General features: G+C 34.3%; 17 protein-coding genes, 1 pseudogene and 1 riboswitch. Of the genes and pseudogenes, 12 read left to right on the top strand and 6 right to left on the bottom strand.

The window, feature by feature from the left end:
- Positions 1 to 13: 13 nt before the first annotated feature.
- Positions 14 to 611 (top strand): annotated as a pseudogene (locus tag I2490_RS17110) (IS256 family transposase); the annotation flags it as partial.
- Positions 612 to 778: 167 nt separating this feature from the next.
- Here the strand turns inward: I2490_RS17110 and I2490_RS00710 are convergent.
- From I2490_RS00710 to I2490_RS00700, 3 genes are all read right to left on the bottom strand, one after another.
- The gene (locus I2490_RS00710; protein WP_206457865.1) at positions 779 to 1,243 is read right to left on the bottom strand and encodes a pyridoxamine 5'-phosphate oxidase family protein; all 465 of its coding nucleotides are present in this window, start codon (positions 1,241 to 1,243) and stop codon (positions 779 to 781) included.
- A gap of 24 nt (positions 1,244 to 1,267) precedes the next feature.
- Entirely contained in the window at positions 1,268 to 1,984 is a 717-nt protein-coding gene (locus I2490_RS00705) for a B3/B4 domain-containing protein (protein ID WP_206457864.1), read from the bottom strand.
- A 66-nt stretch (positions 1,985 to 2,050) separates the two neighbouring features.
- Positions 2,051 to 3,013: a DMT family transporter gene (locus tag I2490_RS00700; RefSeq protein ID WP_206457863.1), complete on the bottom strand. Its 963-nt coding sequence runs from the start codon at positions 3,011 to 3,013 to the stop codon at positions 2,051 to 2,053.
- A gap of 227 nt (positions 3,014 to 3,240) precedes the next feature.
- Between I2490_RS00700 and I2490_RS00695 the strand changes: the two genes are divergently transcribed.
- Both I2490_RS00695 and sugE read left to right on the top strand, forming a co-directional pair.
- Positions 3,241 to 5,316 carry a sigma-54 interaction domain-containing protein gene (locus I2490_RS00695; protein WP_206457862.1) on the top strand — a complete coding sequence of 692 codons (2,076 nt, stop codon included), beginning with the start codon at positions 3,241 to 3,243 and terminating at the stop codon, positions 5,314 to 5,316.
- Between the two features lie 128 nt (positions 5,317 to 5,444).
- Positions 5,445 to 5,545, top strand: a riboswitch (guanidine-I (ykkC/yxkD leader).
- A gap of 80 nt (positions 5,546 to 5,625) precedes the next feature.
- Entirely contained in the window at positions 5,626 to 5,946 is a 321-nt protein-coding gene (sugE, locus tag I2490_RS00690) for a quaternary ammonium compound efflux SMR transporter SugE (protein WP_206457861.1), read from the top strand.
- Between the two features lie 52 nt (positions 5,947 to 5,998).
- Here the strand turns inward: sugE and I2490_RS00685 are convergent, their stop codons facing one another.
- Both I2490_RS00685 and I2490_RS00680 read right to left on the bottom strand, forming a co-directional pair.
- Complete coding sequence (locus tag I2490_RS00685; RefSeq protein WP_206457860.1) at positions 5,999 to 8,743, bottom strand: AAA domain-containing protein; 2,745 nt, start codon at positions 8,741 to 8,743, stop codon at positions 5,999 to 6,001.
- A gap of 206 nt (positions 8,744 to 8,949) precedes the next feature.
- Positions 8,950 to 9,333 (bottom strand): helix-turn-helix domain-containing protein, encoded by a 384-nt coding sequence (locus I2490_RS00680; RefSeq protein WP_206457859.1) that lies wholly within the window; start codon positions 9,331 to 9,333, stop codon positions 8,950 to 8,952.
- A gap of 173 nt (positions 9,334 to 9,506) precedes the next feature.
- On the opposite strand from I2490_RS00680, the gene I2490_RS00675 reads away from it, so the two are divergent.
- Positions 9,507 to 9,701, top strand: coding sequence for a helix-turn-helix transcriptional regulator (locus I2490_RS00675; protein WP_206457858.1), 195 nt, complete (start codon positions 9,507 to 9,509; stop codon positions 9,699 to 9,701).
- 402 nt (positions 9,702 to 10,103) lie between these two features.
- On the opposite strand, the gene I2490_RS00670 is transcribed toward I2490_RS00675, so the two are convergent.
- Positions 10,104 to 10,325: a helix-turn-helix domain-containing protein gene (locus tag I2490_RS00670; protein WP_206457857.1), complete on the bottom strand. Its 222-nt coding sequence runs from the start codon at positions 10,323 to 10,325 to the stop codon at positions 10,104 to 10,106.
- A gap of 101 nt (positions 10,326 to 10,426) precedes the next feature.
- Between I2490_RS00670 and I2490_RS00665 the strand changes: the two genes are divergently transcribed.
- From I2490_RS00665 to I2490_RS00630, 8 genes are all read left to right on the top strand, one after another.
- Complete coding sequence (locus I2490_RS00665; RefSeq protein ID WP_245157037.1) at positions 10,427 to 10,636, top strand: helix-turn-helix transcriptional regulator; 210 nt, start codon at positions 10,427 to 10,429, stop codon at positions 10,634 to 10,636.
- Positions 10,637 to 11,538: 902 nt separating this feature from the next.
- Entirely contained in the window at positions 11,539 to 12,033 is a 495-nt protein-coding gene (locus I2490_RS00660; RefSeq protein ID WP_206457856.1) for a gamma-glutamylcyclotransferase family protein, read from the top strand.
- 211 nt (positions 12,034 to 12,244) lie between these two features.
- On the top strand, positions 12,245 to 13,828 hold the full coding sequence (locus I2490_RS00655; protein ID WP_206457855.1) for a recombinase family protein: 1,584 nt from the start codon (positions 12,245 to 12,247) through the stop codon (positions 13,826 to 13,828).
- Positions 13,829 to 13,852: 24 nt separating this feature from the next.
- Entirely contained in the window at positions 13,853 to 14,668 is an 816-nt protein-coding gene (locus I2490_RS16955; RefSeq protein ID WP_330634513.1) for a D-alanyl-D-alanine carboxypeptidase family protein, read from the top strand.
- Positions 14,669 to 14,712: 44 nt separating this feature from the next.
- Positions 14,713 to 14,970 carry a DUF3343 domain-containing protein gene (locus I2490_RS00645; protein ID WP_206457853.1) on the top strand — a complete coding sequence of 86 codons (258 nt, stop codon included), beginning with the start codon at positions 14,713 to 14,715 and terminating at the stop codon, positions 14,968 to 14,970.
- A 538-nt stretch (positions 14,971 to 15,508) separates the two neighbouring features.
- Positions 15,509 to 16,315, top strand: coding sequence for an enoyl-CoA hydratase-related protein (locus I2490_RS00640; RefSeq protein ID WP_206457852.1), 807 nt, complete (start codon positions 15,509 to 15,511; stop codon positions 16,313 to 16,315).
- Positions 16,316 to 16,554: 239 nt separating this feature from the next.
- A complete protein-coding gene (locus I2490_RS00635) occupies positions 16,555 to 17,811 on the top strand; it encodes an IS256 family transposase (RefSeq protein WP_442859719.1) in 1,257 nt (418 codons plus the stop codon).
- Between the two features lie 156 nt (positions 17,812 to 17,967).
- The gene (locus I2490_RS00630) at positions 17,968 to 19,176 is read left to right on the top strand and encodes a GntP family permease (RefSeq protein ID WP_330634512.1); all 1,209 of its coding nucleotides are present in this window, start codon (positions 17,968 to 17,970) and stop codon (positions 19,174 to 19,176) included.
- Positions 19,177 to 19,192 lie beyond the last annotated feature (16 nt).

Raw genomic sequence — 19,192 nt, 5'->3', positions numbered from 1 at the left:
CAAGTCTTGCCCGATTACGTTGTCCGGTAAGAAGGAAGTCATTAACCTTTAGATTGGAGAAAATGAAACCTTGGAACCCTGAACAATCTGAACCCGCAGGGTAAAGGAGATTATACTCATTTGTGCAAACGGACTCATCGGGATGAAAGAAGCTATTTGAGTAACTTTTTCTAACAAGTATTCCCAGCGCTGCTTTGTCCATCAGCTTAGAAATACACTCAGATATGTTTCATATAAATACATAAAGAAATTTGCTGCAGATCTCAAAACCATCTATTTGGCCCCTAATGAGCAGCAAGGATACGGCAATATGCAGCTAACTGTAGAGAAGTGGAACGAGCAGTATCAGCATGTAATGAAGAGCTGGGAACAGAACTGGGATCTTCTTTCTTCGATATTAAATTTTCGAGTAATACCAGAAAAGTTATCTATATCACGAATGCGATCGAAAGCCTTAATAACACCTATAAAAAACTTAACCGCCAGAGAAGCGTGTTTCCAAGCGATAAGGCTTTGTTGAAAGCACTATATCTTTCTACACTCCAGGCTACAAAAAAATGGGGATTCCGATAAGGGGTTGGGATAAAATTTACGGCGAATTTGCAATCTGAGGGCAAGGTACTCCTTTAGACTTTGTCCTATAGGGAAAGAAGGACATCCTTTTTCAAAGGTGCCCTTGAATGCCTGGATTAATTTAATATCTTGGTTTCGTAATCGGGTGCTTGAAAAATGCACCTTTTTTAAATCGAATTTACCATACAATGCTACAGAGTTTATTTTATACGCGGTGTTTTCCAGTAAGATTTTTTATTGTGATTTTAATTACCATTGCTTTCGGTCCGGCAGCCTTAATATAATTTTCTCCAGCAGTTATATATTGGGTACAATATTTTTTTAGGAATTCTCTGAAGATCATTAATCGTTCCTCTTCATTAGTAACTAGGCTAGCTTCTCCGTAGACAATAGAACTTTCATATAAAGTTCCAAATTTATCAGGTAAAACTTTTGTTTTTCCTATAACTGTAAAGCAGACTTTATTGTTATATTTTATGTTGTTATATTTGCTACCGCCGGCACTAGTGCTATGAAAATAGATGGAGTTATTCACATAGACATAATTTAAGGGCACTCCATAAGGCTGTAATTTCTCATCTACTGATGCAAGGATTCCATATTCTCCTTCTTTTAAGACCGTCAAAGTGTCTTCTTTGCTCATAAGCCGATCTGATCTACGCATATCCATCCCTATAACCTCCTTCATAACAAGTTACAAATTCATTTCACGTTCAGCAATACTCATATGAGTAATTTGTACAGTACCACCAAGATATTTCTTAGTAAGCTCCGCTAATAATAATGCAGCAGCTTTTAAGTCATCACTTCTGTTCGGGTCTACGGACTCAATAATTAGGAATGCATTTTTAGTATTTTCCGTTAGCATCGTTCTTTGCCCGTCGCGCCAATTCCAACATCGGCACACGGCTCCATCGTCGTCTTTATATACTATTTCCCCAGGTAAGGCATTGTCATATTCTTCATCACCAAGTGCAAGGAAAAGTTCTCCGCCAGATGCCTTTGTTAAAAACAAATTTCCTTTAAAAGTATCGATATCCTCACCACCGCAAGGAAGACCGTAGGTTAGAGATACTGCATTATAGATGTCTACCAAAGGATTTATCGGTGAAATACCGGTACCTTTTTCTATTCGTTTTAATAAGGCTTCTATCGAACATCGAACTCCTTTTTTTGTCTTAAATTGTTTATAAGCTTCTCGCCAAACAGAAATAACTTCATTTTGGCTGAATACTCCTTGCGTTATAAATTTGGTTGCCTCTTTACTGCTCTGTTTTAATAGTTCATTAATTTCAGATCTTACATCTGATACAGATTGTTCTGTATTTGTGATTTTCTTTGCTGTCACTACAGCAATTTCTGCTTTGGGAAATAGGTCCCAGAAATCATCAGTAATTATAAATTTGCCCATTTTTTTCTTCTCCTTTGTTTTTATTTAAATTAAGCTCATATTTTAACTTAATTTTCAACTTATTTATCATGTTTCAAATGTCTTAATTTTTTTCATTGATTTATCTGCTATTTTTCTTTTAGATGGAATCTGTGCTAGAAGTATTGCAGTAAACATTATAATGCATCCAAAAGATTCACGTATGGAAATTTGTTCTTTTAAAATGATAATTCCTGCAATTACAGCAAACACAGACTCTAAGCTTAGAATGAGCGATGTAAGTGTAGGCTCAGTGTATTTTTGTGCAATAACTTGTAGGGTATATGCAACACCACAAGACATAATACCGGCATATAAAATTGGTAGCCAGCAATTAATGATATCGGTCCAGTTAATGGTTTCAAAAATAATCATACAAGGCATTGAAAGAATCCCACAAACAAGGAATTGAAGGCAAGATAACTTTACACTGTCTGTTTTTGGAGAAAAATAATCTATTATTAAAATGTGTATTGAAAATCCAAATGCACAAATCAGTATCAGGAAGTCTCCTTTGTTTATTGAAAAACCTTCTTGAATACAAAGCAAGTATAAACCCGCTGTTGCTAATAATATACACAACCATAGAATTGGACGAATTTTTTGTTTTAGAAAAATTCCTAAAACGGGTACGATAACAATGTATAATGCTGTGATAAATCCAGCTTTTCCGGCAGTAGTATAAATCATTCCAAACTGTTGCAATGAGCTGGATATGAAAAAAATAATACCGCAAGACAATCCCCCCATAATCAAACTTTTTTTTTCATCTCTTAGTTTAATTTTCATAGTTTCTATTTCGTTTTGATTCGTATTTGATTGTATTTTTTTCTTTTGGTGATCCATTATAATTATAACAGGTAGCAGAGAAAGAGATCCAATTAAACATCTTATTCCGTTCAAAGTGAAAGGACCAATGTATTCCATTCCAGCTCTTTGGGCTACAAAGGCTGATCCCCATATCAAAGCCGTTATAATTAACATAAATTCACCGCGTACTTTTTTTTGCATAATATTTTCTCCTTATATTAATTAGACATTAATACAAATAGCAATTTCTATGCCAATTGTTATAGTAAATTATAATGTGTAAATATAAGCTTCTAAAGCGTATAAAATAAATTAGACAAATAATATTTGAATTGATATTAAATCATCATTAGTTCAAATGATTCAATATCGATTCAAGATAGACATCTATTTAAATTGAATATATAATGTGTTAAGGAGGAAGTAAAATGGATTTAATATATGATACATTTGGACTTAGCCGTGTAATAGAACCAAAGGATGCTGTTCCAGTTACTGCATGGAAGGTGGATAATGCTAGGGAAATATCACCTTTAGAGTGCAGAATATCTTTAGAATTGATTCACTTAGAAAGAGATTGTTTTCAACAATTGTGCAGCGAATGTAGCTTCGATGAAGCTAAAATTATTGCTAAGATTTTAGATTTAATAAATAGACGAGGAAAACTTCATAATCCTTTTACGGATACTGCCGGACAATTTTATGGTGCTATCGAGGAGATGGGAAGTGAATTTAAAAAGAGTTCACGATATAAAATAGGGGATAATGTTTTTTGTCTGACAACGATGACGGCGCACCCAATTTATATTGATAAAATTCATAAGATTGACTACAATTACGGAGAACTCACTGTAATGGGTTATGGTATTGTTTTCATCGGATCGCCATTAACAATAATCCCTCCTACTTTACAGTTAAATTATACGATGGCTACCTTTGATGAGGCTGCAAGTTTATATAATATCCATAATGTGTCTCGCAAAGGCCAACGCTATCTTATTATTGGGAAAGATTTAGTTTCAAGTATAACTTATGTTTGCTCGATCAAAAAAGCGGTAGGTGATGATTGCTACATCACAGTAATTCTTGACGAAGGTGGAATAGGAACGCTTACTCCGAAGCAAGTTGAAAATGAGCTGACACATTGGGTTAATTCGTCCTATATCCTTAATATTGCTCAACCAGTCAACTCATTAAAAGTGATTTTGAAAGAAGAAAAAGAATATGATATGACAATTAACTGTGAAGATCTTTTGGGTTCTGAAGTTTTAAGTGTTATTCTTACACGTCATAAAGGGAAACTATATTTCACAAGTCTGAAAAATAGTTATACTCAATCCATCTTAATTGCAGAAAGTATGAGTAAAGAGCTTGAAACGTATGTGTTAGGCCAATTCATTATCGGATATGAGAAGTTTACATTTAATTTACTAATATCGATTTCAAAAGATTTGGACAGGATAAATAAACTATATGAATCGCAGGCAATCGCTTTTCATCAGGCCACAAAAAAAGAAATTGCCACTTTAATAGAAAAAAAAGGAAAAATAGCTGACTTCATTTTCAGCAGTTCTTCAACAAAAGCATTGGTAGATGAAGTTTTAAATGTAGCCCAATATGATTGTAATATTATCATTCAGGGAGAAACTGGTGTTGGCAAAGAGAAAATTCTTGATTTGATACACAAAAATAGTATTCGAAAGGGCAAACCATGTATCAAGATTAATTGCGCAACTATCCAAGAAAATCTTGCTGAGAGTGAATTTTTTGGATATGTAGCAGGTTCTTTTACCGGAGCACAAGCAACAGGGAAGAAAGGGTATTTCGAGCTTGCCAATGGGGGGATATTATTTTTAGATGAAGTGGGTGCTCTCTCCTTGAATCTTCAATCAAAACTCCTAAGAGCTCTTCAGGAAAGTCAGTTTTATAAGGTGGGTGGTACGTCACCTATTAATATTAATGTACGTGTTATCTGTGCAAATAATATACCTTTACGGCAGCTTGTGGAGCAGGGTAAATTTAGAGAGGATTTGTACTACAGGTTAAATATCTATATAATTACTGTTCCGCCACTCCGGGATCGCCGTGATGATATTGTATCTTTGGCTGTATCATTTCTTGGAAGATATTGTAATCACTATAAAATCGATAAGGAGTTTGCTCCTAATGCTTTAATAAAACTTACTGATTATGATTGGCCTGGCAATGTTAGAGAGTTAGAAAATTTAATACATCGAGTTGTAATTAGCGTAAAAAGTCATGTAATTACGGAAGATGATATTGAAGGAGTTTTAAATGAAAAAACATATGATGATTTAATAATAAATTTAAAGCGTAATATGAAATCTTTACCTTCCTTGGATTTTGAGAAAATTATAGAGCAACAGGAAGTACAACTGATACAATATGCTTTAAAAAAATTTGGTACTACAAGAAAGGCAGCAGAATTTCTTCATATTTCTCAACCTAAACTAATGCGGAAAAAACAGAAGTATGATATTTAACTTTAGTAAATTATTAATGAAAATAAATTGCTGATTTTTAAGCATTATGACTATATATAAGCTCACTAAACGTTAGAATATTAATTTGACTTTTTTATGAAATGTTGATATTATAAATTTAAATATAATATTAAGCTTTATAGGGTTCCGCTGTTTAATAAAACTGGTCTGGTCCGAGATAAAGCGTACAGTTTAGCTGTATACACGGAAGGGAAAAAGCCTGGGAGATATTTAAATATCAACCATGGCTTTTTTTATTCCTATCAAAAGGTAGAATTAAAAAAATTTAACTTGAGGAGGATCAATATTATGAAATGGTTTTTTTTATTGGTTGCTGGTTGCTTTGAAGTACTTTGGGCTATAGGGTTAAAATATTCTTTTGGCTTAACACGATTAGTGCCAAGCATATTTACAATTCTAGGGATGATAGCAAGTTTCTATTTTCTATCATTAGCATTGAAATACCTTCCATTGGGAACTGCGTATGCAATTTGGACTGGAATTGGTACAGTTGGTACAATTATTTTAGGGATATTCCTATTTAAAGAAACAATGAACATAAGCAAGGTGATTTTTATTGGCTTTATAATATTAGGAATTATTGGACTAAAATTATCATCTTCAAATTAAAATATTTTAAGGATAAAAACTAGAATTATTAGAAGTATACTATTTGGTAGTCTTAAGAGCATACTTCTTTTAACTTTTCAATTAACCTTTCTTTTTCATTACTTTCGATCGTTGAAAAGCGAATGATAGGGATGCCATATTTTTTCAATATAGCGTCCTTTTTGTTATCTCGGAGTAACTGCTCTGGATTAGATTCATGAAAAGCGTATCCATCTACTTCAATTGCTAAAACTGGGTGTTTATCAATTTTAGAAAAAATGATGAAATCAACATGTGATTGCGGATGTAAAACAAAGTCTAACTCCGCTGAACCTAATAATGATGTATTTCGAATTAGAATCCTAAGTGGAACATGCAGCACATGACGTAAGTGGCAGAATTTATCTAATAAAAGGACATCTTCTATTACGGTATTTATAATATTCTCAGACTTAAATTTAGAAACATTTTTCAACCGTTTAAGTAATGGGCGTAGCTTAATAGAGTATTCGGTGTATAACAAATCAAAAACAGAATAGAGTTCACTTTCGATAATTTCAAAATTATTGTATTTAATGTACCGTACCAAGTCGGATAATATGGAATCACCTTCAAAGAAGCTATTATCTTTAGCAATAACAACTATTAGCTTATTAATGGCTCTTGAAATGGCAACATTTAATAAATCCGGCTTACTGATAAATTCATTAACCTGATTTGATACAGTTGATAGGATAATAATATCCTTTTCACGACCTTGAAATTTATGTACAGTTGCTATTTCAAGATTATTGTAATGAGAAAATGTTTCAAGAGTATCTGCTTGTTCTCGGTAGGGTGTAATAACCCCAAGCGTTTCTTTATTTGTTGTGGCTTGTAAAGTGGGTATGATTTCATTTAATATAACATCTATTTGTCGTTGGTTTTTATGTCCTCTGGCATGATGCCCGGCCGTTGTAATATATAAAGAAATTGGATTTTCTGCATTGCTTTTAGATAGTATAATGAGATTATTATTATAGAATCTCTGGTTACAAAATTCTATGATTTTTGGATGGCAGCGATAGTGCTCTCTTAGAAGCGTTTTAGGTATCTTTGGGAAAAGTTCTGTCATGGAAGAGAGCAAATTGTGCTTTACGTAATCATAAGCTGTATTTTTTACATCAAATACTTCAGAGATATCATTTATTTCATCCGAGAGATCAGAGGAAAGAACCTTAGGCAATTGTTTTGTATCACCTACAATTATAATATTTTTTGCACAAGAAAGCACCAATGCACCGGTTACTAAATCTACTTGAGATGCTTCATCCACAATTACATAGTCAAATAAGAAATTATTAGGAATGCAGTTCTTCAAAGAATGTGTTGAACTTAGTATTACAGGGTATTCTTTAATAAATTTAGAAAAATCATTTTTAAAGGTATCCTTAAAAAAGACAGGACGTTGCATTTTTAAACATCGCACACGGAGGCCTGCCTTAAGCAATTTCATTGCTCTTTTTTCGTGAGCTTGTGCAGATTTAAGGAATGAAAAATTTTTTAAAATTAGTTTATATAATTTGGTGTAGAATGACAATTCTTTTTCCTTACGAACATAATATAAATGCTGTAAATGAGTAATTACTAAATTAGGTTTTTCATAAAAAAAATCTTTTGAATATGTAGCACACAAAAATAGTAATTTCATTAAGAAATTCTTGTGAATTGGTTTTCCATTGTCAATTTGAAATTGATAAGCCACCCATAATTTAAGAATTCGATTTGAAGGAATGAAAAAGGGCGGAGAAAATGGTGAAAAATCGGTTTTCTGCGTTTGATAATATTGCTTGTAATATTGTTTTTCAATTAATAGATTAGAGAGAGTTTGCTCTGCATGAGCAAGCTTGTTTTGGATTAAAAGCATAGCATCTAAGAAGATGCCGGATACTGTAAGATAAAACTTAATAATTTTTATATGAAAAGAGCTTAGATGCCAATTATTCATATTTGGATATCTATGATTTTGATTTGCAAAAAATTTTTCGCGGTTTTCGGCATTTCCTAAAGGTGCAGCTATAAAAGATAAATCTTGCTTATCCAACTTTTCCAATACGTTATCAGTCGCAGAGTTATTATTGGATACAACTGCTACTGTTTTATTTAAAAAGATAGCATTTGCAATAATATTTAAGATTGTCTGTGTTTTACCAGTACCCGGAGGGCCTTCAATAACACTGATCTGATTATGTAAAGCTTTTTTTGTAGCTGATTTTTGACTTGCATTAAAGCCAAAAGGAAAGTAAGGTTGTCTTTTTGGTTCATCAGTATTGTTGAATAGAAGTATTTTATTAAGATAACAAGATAAAGTACTGCTTTGATCTACATTTTTTATGGAGTCATATTGTATGGATAGTAAACTTATTTCTTTTTCATTTTTTACCCCAACCTTTTTTGCTATTACTTTTAGATAGTCTAATAAATTGGCTTCCTTAGAAAACGATTTTTTTGGAGAAAAGAGGTTTTTCTTTACTGATTTCCATTTTCGTTTCAAAATAGCCAAGAAATAGCAAGGTAAAAATAAAAAAAGGTAACAAGAACTGATAACCGAAATAACATCCGAAAGATTATTTAGGATTAAATCTCCTGAGAATAATATTTTGCAAAGAAAAAATCCTATAATAATTGAAAGAAATATGGTTCTGAAAAACTGATAATAAAAAGGTTTCTTCTTTTTTATTGTAAAGAAGGTAAGAAGCATACCGATTAGAGTTAAGAGAAAAACAAATAACTTTTCTTGAGGAGTTAGTGTATCTAGATAAATAATATGGCTTCCCAAAATGGTAAATCCAAAGGTGAACCATACAAGTCCACTGAGAATTAAACTAATTCGAATGAAAACATTGCCTAGTTGAAACTTACGAGACATAAAAATACCCTTTCACTTAATGTAATTATTAGCACAATAGTTGTTGCTTGTAATTGCCGATAAAAAATTCCTTTAAAAATATTTTAAAGGAATTACTTTTCCGAAATTTTCATCTTTTATGCGTTCTTTTTATATATCCCCGAATCTATATCTTGTTTTTCTTGGTCTTCTAAAAGCATGGTGGCTCGTTCGATCAGCGCACCTTGATTGGATTCGTTCAAAGAATCAAATAGATCAAGAAGCTTGTCTTGTTTCTCAGATAAAGTCGAGGTAAAAGGTGTAGGGTTATTATAGCTTCGAATGTTAGTATAGCCGAGAAGGTAATCAATTGAAACGTTAAAGAATTTAGCGATAGTAATTAGTATATCATATTTGGGCTCTCTGTTTTCTTTCTCATAGCTGGCAATTGTTGAACGAGTGATATTTAAAAGATCTCCAAATTTTTGTTGAGTCAGTCCACGTTCACTTCTCAGTTCTATTAATCTATCACTAAAATTCATAAAACACCTCCATATATAGATAATTTGATTATATAGAAATATTTTACATTAACAATAAATAGTCTCAAAAAAGGACTATTTTCAAGAAATATCTTGACGTGTCCTAAAATGAGACTATAATAAAAGCTAAGATGTCCTTTATTGAGACGGAAGAAAGGTTAGATGGGATGCAAATGAAAAAAGTTTTAAAAGATCAAAGGATTCGTTGTGGATATTCGCAGAGTGTACTTGCAGAACTATGTGGAATAAAACGAAATTCTTATAATCAAATAGAACGTGGGCACCGAAACCCTTCCTATCTTCTCAGTAAACGAATAAAGAAAGTATTAAATTACTACAACGACGATTTATTTGACAACTACGAGTAAGTAACAGCTATATATGAACATTGAAAAGTAAATACTTCACACTGTTAGTAGATTTTGGTATAATAGCACTGTGCTACCAGAGACACGGTAGGCGGTTAGCCACAATCCGTTATTACTGCAAAAGGCTGAGAAATGTCAATCGCAGAATAGGGAGGTGGTAAATTATTAGTACATATGAAGAATTCATGATTATTGTTGCTGTGGCAACGTTAATTGTGTCAATTATAAGTTTGGAACGTAATAAAAAATAACCGCCCTGCCCAAGGAAACGGTTATTTTTTAAACGTATTCTAGGCTAACCGCTTATCGGTAGCACTTATTATATGATTATAATATCATAATCATTAAAAAAATACAACCAAATTGCAGTGTGAAGTATTTAAAGTACAACACACTGCTTTTTTATTTATTAATTTCCGGATTATCCGTCCGACCGACAAGATAGTCTATGGATACATCAAAATAGTCAGCCAATGCAATTAGAATATCATAGGTTGGTTTTCTTAGATTTAATTCATAATTTTGAATACCACGCTCACTGGCATTAATGTCTTGAGCAAGTTGCTTTTGTGTAATATTTTGAGCTTTACGAAGTGCTTTTAAATGTTCGCCAAAATTAAACATGTGTACCTCCAAAATTTAATAGGGGGTATTGACACGCACAAATGAGTATGCTACTATAGAAACGAAACACGCACATATGAGTGTGTTTATACCTGGGAGGAATGATGACAGTGCTAACAAGTCTAAAACAAATTAGAGATAAAAAAGGTTTAACGCAAGTGGAAGTTGCGTATAAAGCGAATATTGCTGTTCGTACCTATCAAAATTATGAGGCGGGTGAAAGGATACCAAATGTTCATACAGCTTTAAATTTAGCTAAGGTATTAAATTGTTCAGTTGAAGAATTGTTTCCTGTCATTGTTCCTAAATAAAGATTTTTTTAATATGTTGGTCATGTTGATTTTACCACAGCATTAAAAAAATGTCATAAAAAAATAACGACAAAGTCCCCTTTGAGTTGTGAATATATATCCTGAACCGCAGAGCTGTGCAATCGGCTCTGTGATTGAAGATATATGTAGGAATACATATGGCAATCAGAAGCTCTGAATAGATACAGTTGGAAAATTGGGTCGTTCAACTCAGGTAGGCTGAACCTTGACAATTAAATATGCTGCATCTTGAAAGGTGAAGTTTTGAAATTGGAGCGACAAATAATTTATATCTTGCTTGTAGGGTGTAAAAAATGAGTGGCGCGAAGATCAACCTGCAAGTCAATGTGATCGATTTCTTATTATATATGTAAGAAAATTAAGGTTGGAGAGCGATAAACACTGCATGATAACGGTTTTGCCTATTGCGATGATAATTTAAAATGAAACGCTTAGATTAAAATAACGATTAGGTTCTGAGATGGATCAAGATGTACCTGGCTGATCAGCCAATCCGGGGGCGGGGCAAATAGGAGAATAAGAGAAAAATATAAACTGCTTAACAGCAGATTATATGCGGCGAAAGAAATTTCGCCGTATCGATGTGCTGTTAATTTAATAGCATAAAAAAAGACTCACAGATAACTTTGCGGGTTGATGTGAGCCTTTACGCATAATTCCTACTCTAAATTACTTAAATTATAGAGCAGCTTTTGTTCATTATAGCAAAGCTGTTTTTATATTACAAGTGAAAAATTAAAAAGGAGGCTTTGCTATGAATTTATGGGGAATTTTTTTTACATTTATCTTTTGTCCACTTTTATTAGGGCTTACATGCTTACTAGATTCGTTAGATCAGGAATCTGTAAACGAGACTTTAAGGGAAGGAGCCGTGAGTACAAATGATTAATAATACAATATTGTACGCTGCATATGGCAGCAATATGAATTTAGAACAAATGTCGATGCGTTGCCCTTATGCTGAGGTTCTTTGTATTGGTACTCTAAAGGATTACCGATTGACTTTCTGTGGGAATAGATCCGGGTCGGGTGTCGCAAATATTCAGCGGGAAAATGGCAGTACGGTACCAATTGTGTTATGGATAATCACATCACGCTGTGAGAAAGTTTTGGATATTTATGAAGGGTATCCACGACTATATAAAAAGCAAATAATAAAAGTTAAAACACAGTATGGCATTGTTGAAGCGATGGCTTACGTGATGAGCAAAGAATACGAAAGACCGGCGACACCAGGAGGACGGTATTATGGAATTATTCAAAGGGGCTATGAAGATCATGGGCTAGATATAGCTCCTCTTATTGCAAGTTTACATTGTGTTTCGCAAGAAGCACTTGATTATAAAAAAGGGATAGAGAGAACAAGTATGGCATAAGATGTAATGAATTAATAAGAATAGGAGGAGATAACTATGTTAAATGTAACTCAACCAATTAGAACGAAAAATAGTTGTAATGTAGTGAATCTGTTTAAGTCAAAAGAGGAGGAACGTAAACAGAGCGTACAAGCGGGGCTGGCCAACGTCATTTGCAGGACGGAAAGTACTCCTATAATCAAATACATAAGAACGAAATGAGGAAATCAGCATGAAACAGGACCATGTACCACGAAATATTGTAGCAATTTATTGTCGCCTGTCAGATGAGGATTTAAAAAAGAAGAACAAAGAAGATGACTCTGAAAGTATACAAAATCAGAAAACGATGTTGATAAACCATTCTTTAAAGAATGGATGGGAAATATATGATATTTACTCAGATGACGATTTTTCCGGAGCCGATGAAGCTATTGAACGTCCGGAGTTTTCTAGATTAATGAAGGATGCAGAAGCGGGTAAGGTTAATATCGTATTAGCGAAGTCACAGTCTCGTTTTACAAGGGATATGGAGTACGTAGAGAATATACTTCATAAAAAATTTCCTCTTTGGGGGATACGTTTTGTATCGATTGTGGACAGTGCAGATACAGATGTTAAGGGTAATAAAAAAAGTCGCCAGATTAACGGTCTGGTGAATGAATGGTATGTAGAAGATTTATCCGAAAATATAAAAGCTGTCTTCGAAGTAAAAAAGAAGCAGGGCAAGTTTGTAGGTGCGTTCGCCCCCTATGGATACCTGAAGGATCCAAAAGACAAAAACCATTTTATTATCGACGAACCGGCGGCAAAGGTAGTCCGCTTGATATTTAAACTATATCTAGAAGGTTACGGTTTAACTCGAATCGCCCAAAAACTAAATGACTTAGGCTATCCCTGCCCTGCGGAGTATAAACGTCAGCAGGGGCTGAATTACATTCCACGTCAGAGAGGAAAGCAGGGACGAATATGGCGTAGCAGCTCCGTTAATGTCATATTAAAAAACCGTGACTATATTGGTGACATGGTGCAGGGGAAAAGCGGTACAATTAGTTATAAAAATAGTGCAAAAATCAGAAAATCAAAATCAGAGTGGGTTATTGTAGAAAATACGCATGAGCCGATTGTTGACCGTCAGACCTTTGAATTGGTGCAGGAGTTAGCTAAAACAAGAACGAGACCGGAACAGACTGGAAAGCGTCATATTTTTGTCGGCAAGCTTAAATGCGCTACATGTCAGTCGGCATTAATTAAACACCATGGGTATGGAAATAAGCGATATTTCATCTGTCCCATGAAAAAATATGATGTCTGTCAGATTGGGGTGTCAGTTTCTTATAAGTTAATCGAAGAAACCGTATTTACAGAATTAAAAAAGCTAATTCACCAATATAGCTCAGAACAAGACTTGGAAACCTTAATACAGGGAGAAACCACAATTTCAGCACAGATGGAAAAATCCAGGGCAACGCTTCAAGCAGTTCAGGTGCAATTAACAGATGCCCAACTAGCTTTAGAAAACTTATATATGGATAAAGTAAAAGGAGTGATTACAGAAAAACAGTTTATCTCTTTAAATCATGGTTTGTCAGATCGGGAAGTGAAGTGTAAAAAACAGATAAAAACCTTAGAAAAAGAGATTGAAAGCTACAATCTGAAAATTGACCTTGCTCAAGAGAAGAAAAAGGCCATTAAGAAGTACATGAATATGACGCAACTAAATCGGGAGATAATAGAAGAGTTTGTGGATGTAATCTACGTAAAAAACACAAAGGTGAGAGGAGAAAAAGAAATCATAATTCAATGGAATCTTTAAGTATTTTTATAGGTAAAAAATGAAATTGGTTTATTACAAGCTTCTAACGATGCGTGCGTTGCAATGGCAGAATATGTTGGCGGAACAGAAGAAATTTTTGTGGAAAATATGAATAAACGTGCAAAAGAACTTGGTATGAAAGATACAAACTTTGTAAACACAAATGGTTTACCGGTAGCCAATCATTACACAAGTGCATATGATATAGGACTAATGTCAAAGGAACTTTTAAAGTACCCACAGACAAAAGAGTGGTTTAATACGTGGCAAACGAAAATAACGGTTGGATTAGCTGATAAAAAGCAAACAGAATTAGGACTTACAAATACAAACCGTTTGATTAAACAATATCCTGGTGCAAACGGAATTAAAACTGGGTTTACACAAGAAGCGGGATATTGTCTATCTGGATCAGCAACGAAAGGAGAACTTACTTTAATCTCGGTTGTAATGGGATGTACAACTTCCAAAATTCGTTTTGCTGAGGCAAGTCGTTTGCTTGATTATGGTTTTGCAACTTATGACAGTGCTAAGCTTGCAGAAAAAAATGAAGTAATGGGCAGTGCTCCAGTTCAAAAAGGAAGCACTGAAGTTGTAAATGCCATTTGTCCTGAAATGGTAAGTTTCCTTGTCAAAAAAGGCCAAAAAGAAGGAATTACTACGGAAGTTAAATTAAATAAATCGATTACCGCGCCGGTGAAGAAAGGTGATGAAATCGGAACTCTTTTGGTATATAAAGATAAAAAACAGATAAAATCTTATCCACTGCTTGCTGAAGAGGATGTGGAACGTGCAGGATTTTTGGAAATGTACATACGAATGCTAAAAACCATACAATAGTATAGGTGGAGGAACGAAATTCAACGACAGAAAAGAGGGATTTCATGAAAGATTATGTCATTGCATTTTCGTCCTTTTACAAGGCTGCTTATGCACAAGAGAAATTACAAGATCAACGGGTTCGTTCTAGCTTAAAAAAAACACCCCCTAAACTGTTAAAAAGTTGTGGATATGCACTTTATGTTCGAACCAATCAGATACAGCAGGTTATTGATATTTTGCAGAAAAGTAATATTAATGATAGTGGAGTGTACGAAATCCAAGAACAAAACAATCAAATCGATTATATACGTGTATCTTAATGCATAGGGATTTCCAAACTAATACCAGGAATCAACATGTATTAGAATGGAGCTGTAAAATTTAATAGGAAACGTAAATGTGCAATGAAGCTTTTGTGCTTTGTTGCACATTTTTTATATTCTCCATTCGTAGAAAAATAAGTTGACAAATAAAATTGTTAAAAAAATAGTTTGATAACTTCATTGAAAACAGAAGCGCTGTCACTTGCTTTCTCCAAATGGAGACTAAAATATCCAAATGGAGAAAAAAGAGCTGATTTTTTATGAAAAATACACATATATCTATGAATTACATTAACAAGATATCATCTTAAACGTATTATTAATAGAAATTTTATTGTTTTATTACAAAAATGGTAAAAAATATCGCAATTTATAAATTATTTTTTTAACAATTCAGATGATAATGAATATTTGGCATGGCAATTGCTATCAGTATAAAGTGAACCGGAAAATTCAACCGGAGAAACATAAGTTTTAGTGATGCGGCCGCACAAGCTGGAACTTGAGAGCTTTCATAGAATAGAGGAGGTAATTTATGAACAATGGTTTAGTAAGATTGATGGAAATGCTGGAAAACATCAAAGTTGAATATGATGATGGCATTGCATTGGTTATTATGAATCGCCCCAAAGCATTGAATGCACTAAATGATAAGACGTTAGATGAACTGGAAAAAATATTTGAGGTATTTGATGAGAGCAAAGAAATAAAAGGTATCATCATAACCGGTACGGGAAAGGCATTTGTAGCGGGCGCAGATATTCTTCAGATGCAGGCTTACAAGAGTGAAGAAGGCAGAGATTATGCAGGGTATGCACAGAATGTATTTAACAAAATTGAATCATTTGAAAAACCAGTAATCGCTGCAGTAAATGGATATGCATTAGGAGGCGGTTGTGAACTTGCAATGTGCTGTGATTTAAGAATTGCATCAGAAAAAGCCGTTTTTGGACAACCGGAGGTAAAACTTGGCGTTATTCCTTGTTTTGGAGGAACACAGAGACTTACAAGATTGGTTGGTGCAGGTAGGGCAAAAGATTTAATTTATACTGCAAGACAGATAAAGCCGGATGAAGCATTTTCTATGGGTCTTGTTAATCGAGTTGTTACGGAGGAAGCTTTGATTGACGAGGCAAAAGCGTGTATGAAAATGATTATAGAGAATGCGCCAATTGCAATAAAATATGCAAAAGTTGTTATTAATAAAGGTACTGATCTTGATCTCCTAAATGCCCTTGAGCTTGAAAAAGACGCGGCAGGGCTTACCTTTGCAACTGAGGACAAGCAGGAAGGCATGGACGCTTTTATAGAAAAGAGAAAACCAGTATTTAAAAATAGATAGACTTTTAGACAATAGGAATAATTAGCAAAATATAAAGGAGGAAAGTATATGTCAATAAATGAACTGGTTAGTTTGATTGGTATTCTTGTAGCATTGGGAGTCCTAATGTACCTCATTATGCGCGGTATAAATATATTCGTCATAGCATTCATAAGTGCCGCTATTGTGGGAGTATCCTAAAGTTTGTGTAAACCTCTAAACTGATGTAAGATAAATATATCAGTTTGGAGGTTTTATTTATGCCCAAAAGAAGAAAAGAATCACCCCAAAAACAAGCAATCAGAAAAATGATGCAGGAATACTTAAAAGAGAATGATATTCCTATCAAAAATGGTACAGATGTCAATTCTGTTATGCGTGATATGATGTCTGTATTACTGGAGGGTTCTCTGGAAGGAGAATTAGAAGACGAACTGGGATACTCAAAATATGACTATCGGAATAAGGAAACCGACAATAGTCGGAATGGATATTCTTCTAAAATCATGCATACAAACTATGGAGATATGAATGTTGCTATTCCTCGTGACCGTAATGGAGAATATGAACCCCAGCTTATCAAGAAATATCAAAATACCGTTACGCAAGATATGGAAGAAAGGATACTTTCCATGTATGCAAAAGGTATGACTACAAATGATATTGAATCCCATATGCGTGAGTTATATGACATTGATATTTCTGACAGTACGATTAGCCGAGTTACTGATAAAATTATACCGATTGTAAAGGAATGGCAGGAACGTCCTTTGGAAGAAGTATATGCGGTTGTTTTTATGGATGCAATTCATTTCCACGTTCGTAGTGAAGGAAGAATACGAAAAAAGGCTGTGTATATTGCTTTGGGAATTGATATGAATGGTAGAAAGGACGTTTTAGGTATGTATGTTGGTGAAAATGAAAATGCTAAATTCTGGCTTTCTATACTGAATGGGCTAAAAAATCGTGGTGTAAAAGATATCTTAATAACATGTATTGATGGACTAAGTGGATTTCCACAAGCAATTGAAGCAGTCTATCCTGAAACAGAGATACAGCAGTGCATTATTCATCAAATCCGTAACTCCACTAAATTTGTATCCTACAAAGATTTGAAAGCTCTGATGGCTGATTTGAAGCGAGTCTATACTGCCCCAACAGAAGAATTAGCCCTAAATGAATTGGAGTTGTTTCAAGAAAAATGGGATGTAAAATATCCGAAAATCTATAAATCTTGGCATGATAATTGGTCAACTTTAGCAACCTATTTTAAATATCCTGAAGCTGTTAGGCGGCTTATTTATACCACAAATGCCATTGAGGGATTTAATCGTCAACTTCGTAAAGTAACAAAAAGCAAGACAATTTTTCCTTCTGACGATAGCCTTTTAAAAATGCTATATCTGGCAACGATAGATATCACAAAAAAGTGGACAGGATATCGTAGGGACTGGGGACGGATATATTCCCAGTTAGAGATTTATTTTGAGGAAAGACTAAAAAATCTCAACTTCTAAAAAACAACTTGTTCGGCAAGTTTTATTGACATGCAAAAAAATCATTGTATAATGCAAACAAGGGTAGAATCCCAAAATTGACTCTGCCCTTAAGTAACTATTCACATATCTTATATCAGATTTTTGAGTTTACACAAAACTTGAAACTGTCCCGCTATTGTTGCAATTACAGGCGGAATTCCAATGTATGATGCAATGAAAACTGATTTTGTTGGAGGGTTTGTTGGTTTTTTCCAAGCCAATTATTTGATTTTTTTAACTGGCGTACTCATGGGAAAAATGATGGAAGTAACAAACGGTGCAAAAGCAATTGCAAAGCTGATTGTAAAAGCTTTGGGTAAAGAGAAAGCACTCATATCCATTCCCTTGTCCTGTGCGATTCTCGCATATGGAGGTGTCAGCGTTTTTGTTTGTTCTTTTGCAGTTTTTCCGATTGCACTTGAAGTATTTCGAGAAGCTGATTTGCCGAGGCGTTTTATCCCTGCGGCGCTTACATTTGGATGCTCTACGTTTGCAATGGTAGCTCCGGGTGCTCCACAGATACATAATGCCATTCCTTCAACTGCCTTAGGAGTTACCTATATGGCAGGTGCAACAGTTGGTTTTATTTCCTGCGGATTTATGTTTTTAATGGGTTCTATTTTACTGTTTCGTTTTGTGAAGAAAGCAAAAGCAGAAGGAGAACACTTTGTTGCTAAAGACGTGGATACCTTCCATGAAGAAGCGAAACTTCCAAATCCATTCATTGCGTTAATCCCATTGATTGTTACAATTATTTTAATCAATGCACCTTTAAAAGATGGCAAGCCTTTGGTTCAGTTGGAAACCGGTGTATTCATTGGTGCCGTTTTGGTATGGCTGCTTCTTAATAAATACCAACAAAATAAAGAGCTTCTTTTTCATGTTGGGGAAGGTTGTAAAACAGCAATTGTATCAATCAGTAATACTTGTGCAGTCGTTGCATTTGGTTCCGTTGTAAAGAGTGCATTGGCATTTCAGGTTGTCATTGATGCTATGATTGATATTCCGGGACCTGAGCTTGTTGGTGTTGCTGTTGGAACGACCGTTATTGCCGGCGTATGCGGGTCAGCCTCCGGTGCATTGGGAATTGCCGCACCGTTATTGGGACCGATTTATATCGCAAAAGGCGTTGCAGCAGAAGCTATTTCGAGAACAATGTCCATCTCTTCAGCTGCATTGGATTCTCTTCCACATAACGGATATATTGTTACCGTTACAAACGGACTCTGCAACGAAACACATAAAGATGCATACAGACCGATCTTTTGGCTTACTGTATTTACGCCGATTGTTGGTTCAGTCGTTTGTGTAATTTTATTTACGCTGTTTCCGACATGGCCATAAGAAAAAAATAAAAGGA

The sequence above is a fragment of the Anaerovorax sp. IOR16 genome, assembly GCF_017168145.1.
Taxonomy (GTDB): domain Bacteria; phylum Bacillota; class Clostridia; order Peptostreptococcales; family Anaerovoracaceae; genus IOR16.
Note: the sequence above shows the minus strand (reverse complement) of the source record. Positions and strands in the feature narration are given on the sequence as shown.